We start from the raw sequence: 4,840 nt of genomic DNA, 5'->3' as shown, positions 1-4,840 counted from the left end.
AGCGCCGCGCGGCCGCGGCCTTGGCCTGCGCGGCCGCGGCCCGCTCCTCGGCCGCGAGCCGGTCGCTTTCGGCGAGCCGGATCTGGCTTTCGGCCAGCCGGCGCTCGCTCTCGATCCGCTCCAGCCGGGCGCGCTCCTCGGCGTCGTCCCGCTCGCGGCAGGCCCCGAGATAGCTCCTCGCGACCTCGCCCAGATCGGCGGCGAGGTCCTGCCGGCTGGCGATGGCTTCGGCCTCGGCGAGCCGGCTTCCGGTGTGGTTCAGCCAATCGGCGCCCCGGGCATTGGCGACCCAGTCCCGCGCCGCACGCTTCACCGCTTCCAGGATGGTGAGCGCCGCGAAATCCTCGTCCAGCCAGCCGCGCAGCAGGCCCCATTGCCGCAACAGCGCCTCGTGCGCCGGCTCGATGGTGGTCTCGATCCGCTCCCCGGCGCTGTCGCGGATAACCGAGCGGTCGACCGACAGGAGGCGCTGCTCCACCAGGAGCTGGATCAGTGGCTCGGCCTCGCGCGGGATGTCGGAGAGCGGCACCCGCCGACGGCGCGGGCTGGCGGTCTCGGGGTCCACATTGGCGAGCCACGGAATCAGCCCGCGCCGGAGCAGCAGCAGCCGCGCCTCGGCGTCCCGGGGCAGGCGGGGGTCGCGGTCCGCCGCCGCCAGGGCCCGCTTCACGGCGGCCTCGATTGCGCCCCGGATGCCGCCGAAGGTGTCGTAATCCTCGAGCCGCAAGGCGCCGCCGCCGCCGAAATCGACGTAGAGCTGGCCGAGCGTGAAGGCGAGCAGCGGCAGCGCATCCGAGCCGCCGCCGCGTTCGATGTCCTCCAGCAGCCGCTGCGTCAGCCGGGGCTCGACGGCGAGCGGCCTGCCTGTTCCGGCCAGCCGCGAGGCCGGCCCTTCGATCACCGTCTGGTAGGCGCCGCGCGGCATCGGCAGCAGCGGCAGCGTGCGCTGGCGCAGGCCTTCCAGGGGCTTCGCGGTTTCGAGCCGGTCATAGGAATCCGACCGGATGGTGAAGAGACCGATGATGGCCGGCTCGTCCGCGGCGACGAGGTCGCGCATCAGCGCGAGCAGCTCCTCGCCCTCCATCTCCGGCCGGAACAGCTCCTCGGCCTGGTCGACAGCCAGCACCAGGACGGGCGGCTTGGCGCTTCCGCCCGCCTCCGGCATCGCGCCGAGCGAGCGCTCGACCAGGCGCGCCAGAAGCGGCTTCAGACTGGCCGCGCCGCCCGCGATGGCGGTCCGGATGGCGGCGCGCGATTGCGGGAGGCCGTGCCGCGCCAGCGCGCTCTCGAGGGAGGGCAGGAGGCCCGCCTCGCCGGTGAGCGCGCCTCCCTCTGGCCGGATCACCGGCAGGGCCAGGAAGGTGCGGTCGTCGCGCGCCAGGCGCGGCAGCAGACCGGCGCGGAGAAAGGACGACTTGCCGGCTCCCGAGGCGCCGATGATCACGAAGAGCCGCGGCGCGGCGGCCTCGGCCAGGCCCCGCAGCATGTCCAGCCCCTCGACCACGGGGGCGTCCCGGCCGAAGAAGATGCCGGCATCCTCCGCCTCGAGGGGCTTGAGGCCGCGATAGGGCGAGCGGCCCGGATCGCCCTCCGGCGGCCAAGCGAAGAACTTGGGATCCAGTCCGGCCTTGCTGAGCCCGCCCTTCAGCCGCGCCAGACCCTCGCGCGAGAAGGTCACATGCACCTCCTCGTGGGTGCGCGGGATCTCGGCCCGGATCATGCGGTGGTCCTGCCCGGAGGCGAGGTCCACCATCTGAAAGGTTTCGGTCACCTCCGAGGGCAGTTCGGCGACGGGGATGACCTCGATGAGAGCGCCGAACAGCCGCTTGTTGAGCCGTCGGGCGAGGTCGTATTCCTTGCGGCACCAGCGCGAGCCGATCCAGTCGCGCGAGACCAGAAACAGCACCGCCTCGCAGCGCGACGCGGCCTCGTTCAGCGAGCGCTCCCACTTCTCGCCCGCCGCGATGCCGCGGTCGGGCGTGATGTCGAGGAAGACGTCGTCCCAGCCCTGCTCCTTCAGCCACGCCAGCAGCGCCGCCGCCTCGGCGTTGTTGCGGCTGGAATGGCTGATGAAGAGGCGCGACATCCGCCCGGAGCCTTCCTGTGCCCGTGCGGTGGGGGCCCGGCGGCCGTAGAGCTGCACGCGGAGGTGGTCAAGCGCCGCGTGTTCGCGGACGAAACCAGCGCCGGACATTAACGTTCGGACATGATCCGAACCGAGCCCCCGACAGGTCGTTGAACCAACTCACTGACGGTGTGGAGAACGACATGAGCGGACGTACATTCGCGGGGGGTGCAGCAGGTCTCTCGATGCTGATGCTGATGGGGACCGCGCCGGCCTCCGCGCAGGGTGCTCAGGCAGCGGACATCCTGTCCCGCCTGGAGAGCAAGGGCGTGGCGACCTCCTACGCGCAATGGGGCGGACGCGGCTACCGCCGGGGCGGCTATTACGGCCGGCGCCATTACGGCCATCGCGGCTATTACGGCCGGCGTGGTGGTGTCGGCACCGGGGCGCTGATCGGCGGCTTGGCGGCCGGTGCGCTGCTGGGCGGCGTCATCGCCTCGCAGGCCGCGCCCGGGCCGGCTCCGGTCTATGCCGCGCCTCAGCCGAACGCCGTTGCGTATTGCTCGCAGCGCTTCCGGTCCTATGACCCGGGCAGCGGCACCTATCTCGGCTATGACGGCATGCGGCACGCCTGCCCGTAGGGCCGGCTGACCGGGGCGGCCACAGCACGGCCGCCTCGGTCCTCTCGCTTCAGCTTTCGGGCACGTTGGCCCGGAGCTCGGCCAGCCAGATCTCGGCATTGCCGTCGGACGGGGCGCGCCAGTCGCCCCGGGGCGACAGCGAGCCGCCATGGGAGACCTTTGGCCCGTTCGGCAGGGCCGAGCGCTTGAACTGGGCGAAGCCGAAGAAGCGGCGCAGAAACACCTCCAGCCAGTGCCGGATGGTGGCGAGGTCGTAGCTCGGCCGCCGGTCGGCCGGGAAGCCTGCCGGCCAGCCGCCCCGGTCGGGATCCGCCCAGGCCCGCTCGGCCAAAAAGGCGATCTTGGACGGCCGCATGCCGTAGCGCAGCGTGTAGAACAGGTTGAAATCCTGCAGCGCGTAGGGGCCGATGGCTGCCTCGGTGCTTTGTGGCTTCGCTCCCGCCTCGACCGGCACCAGCTCGGGCGAGATCTCGCCGGACAGGATGGCGAGCAGGACCTCGCCCACGTCCTCGTCGAACTGCTCGGTCGTCGCCACCCAGCGGATCAGGTGCTGGATCAACGTCTTGGGCACGCCGGCATTGACGTTGTAGTGGCTCATCTGGTCGCCGACCCCGTAGGTGCACCAGCCGAGCGCCAGTTCCGACAGGTCGCCGGTGCCGACCACGATGCCGCCGTGCCGGTTGGCCAGGCGGAACAGGTAATCGGTCCGCAGCCCCGCCTGCACGTTCTCGAAGGTCGTGTCGTAGACCGGCTCGCCCCGGGCGAAGGGGTGGCCGAGATCAGCCAGCATCTGCCGGGCCGAGGGCCGGATATCGAGCTCGGTCGCCGTGATGCCGAGGGCGGCCATCAACCGATGGGCGTTGCCCTTGGTCTCGGACGAGGTCGCGAAACCCGGCATGGTGTAGCCGAGGATGTCCTGGCGCGGCCAGCCGAGCCGGTCGAAGGCTTTGGCCGTGACGACCAGCGCGTGAGTGGAATCGAGCCCGCCCGAGATGCCGATGGTGACGCGCCGGGTGCCGGTGGCCCGCAGCCGCTGTTCGAGCCCGGCCACCTGGATCTCGTAGCCCTCGTAGCAATCCTCAGCGAGCTGGGCGGGATCCGCCGGAACGAAGGGGAAGCGTTCGACGGGCCGGGCGAGCCCGAGATCCGTGGTGGGAGGGTCCAGCCGGAAGCCGATCCGCCGGTAGGGGTGGCCGTCCGGCCGGGTGCGCCGGTTGTCGTCGAACGTGCCCATGGAGGCCCGTTCCAGCCGGATCAGGTCGAGGTCGACATCCGCCACGGTGACGACCTCGCCGGGCGCGAAGCGCTCGCCCTCGGCCAGCAGGACGCCCGCCTCGTGGATCGAGGTCTGTCCGTCCCAGGACAGATCGGTCGTGGATTCGCCCGCGCCGGCGGCCGCATAGGCGTAAGCGGCGAGGCAGCGCATCGCGTGCGAGCGGCAGAGCAGGCTGCGGGAGCGCGCCCGCCCGATGGTGATCGGGCTGCCGGACAGGTTCAGCAGCACGGTCGCGCCGGCCAGCGCGGCCTCGGCGCCCGGCGAGACGGGGATCCACATGTCCTCGCAGATCTCGACCCCGACGACGAGCCCGGGAACGTCGTCCGCGGCGAACAGGAGGTCGGTCCCGAACGGGGCCGACAGCGCGCCCACCCGAATGTCGGCGCCCGGCGCGCCGGCCCCGGAGGCGAAATGGCGGGCCTCGTAGAACTCCCGGTAGGTCGGCAGGTAGGTCTTGGGCACCACCCCGAGCAGCCGGCCGCGATGGATCACGCAGGCCGTGTTGTAGATCCGGGAGCCGTGCCGGAGCGGCGCGCCGACCACCAGCACGGTCATCAGACCGCCCGAGGCGGCCACCACCTGCTCCACCGCCCGCTCCACGGCGTCGAGCAGCGTGTCCTGCATCAGCAGGTCCTCGATGGCGTAGCCGCACAGGCCGAGTTCGGGGAACACGGCGACCGCGACCCCCTGCTCGTGACAGCGGCGAGCCGCCGCGATGGCGCTCTCGGCGTTCCGGGGCGGATCGGCCACGTGCGAACGCGTGACGCAGGCCGCGACCCGGGCGAAACCGTGCCGATAGAGGGACCTGAAGGGGAGGTCGGGGCGCGCGCTCATGCCCGTCTTATCGGCCAGGACGGG

Annotated in this window: 3 protein-coding genes; 1 reads left to right on the top strand and 2 read right to left on the bottom strand. The window is 72.0% G+C overall.

From position 1 onward, the window contains the following. Positions 1-2,086 (bottom strand): toll/interleukin-1 receptor domain-containing protein (locus JWR86_RS05130; protein ID WP_299561680.1); only part of this gene is annotated, 2,086 nt, incomplete at its 3' end. Between the two features lie 182 nt (positions 2,087-2,268). Between JWR86_RS05130 and JWR86_RS05125 the strand changes: the two genes are divergently transcribed. Then, positions 2,269-2,706, top strand: coding sequence for a BA14K family protein (locus JWR86_RS05125; RefSeq protein ID WP_299561677.1), 438 nt, complete (start codon positions 2,269-2,271; stop codon positions 2,704-2,706). Between the two features lie 49 nt (positions 2,707-2,755). Here the strand turns inward: JWR86_RS05125 and JWR86_RS05120 are convergent, their stop codons facing one another. Beyond that, the gene (locus JWR86_RS05120; protein ID WP_299561683.1) at positions 2,756-4,816 is read right to left on the bottom strand and encodes an NAD(+) synthase; all 2,061 of its coding nucleotides are present in this window, start codon (positions 4,814-4,816) and stop codon (positions 2,756-2,758) included. Positions 4,817-4,840: the final 24 nt, after the last annotated feature.

Source organism: Enterovirga sp., from assembly GCF_028290205.1.
In the GTDB taxonomy this organism is placed as follows: domain Bacteria; phylum Pseudomonadota; class Alphaproteobacteria; order Rhizobiales; family Beijerinckiaceae; genus Enterovirga.
This window is presented reverse-complemented; position numbering and strand designations above follow the sequence as displayed.

Excerpts from the sequence above, each read along its gene's own strand:
- JWR86_RS05120 (WP_299561683.1), bottom strand. The coding sequence starts at position 4,816 with ATGAGCGCGCGCCCCGACCTCCCCTTCAGGTCCCTCTATCGGCACGGT.
- JWR86_RS05125 (WP_299561677.1), top strand. The coding sequence starts at position 2,269 with ATGAGCGGACGTACATTCGCGGGGGGTGCAGCAGGTCTCTCGATGCTG.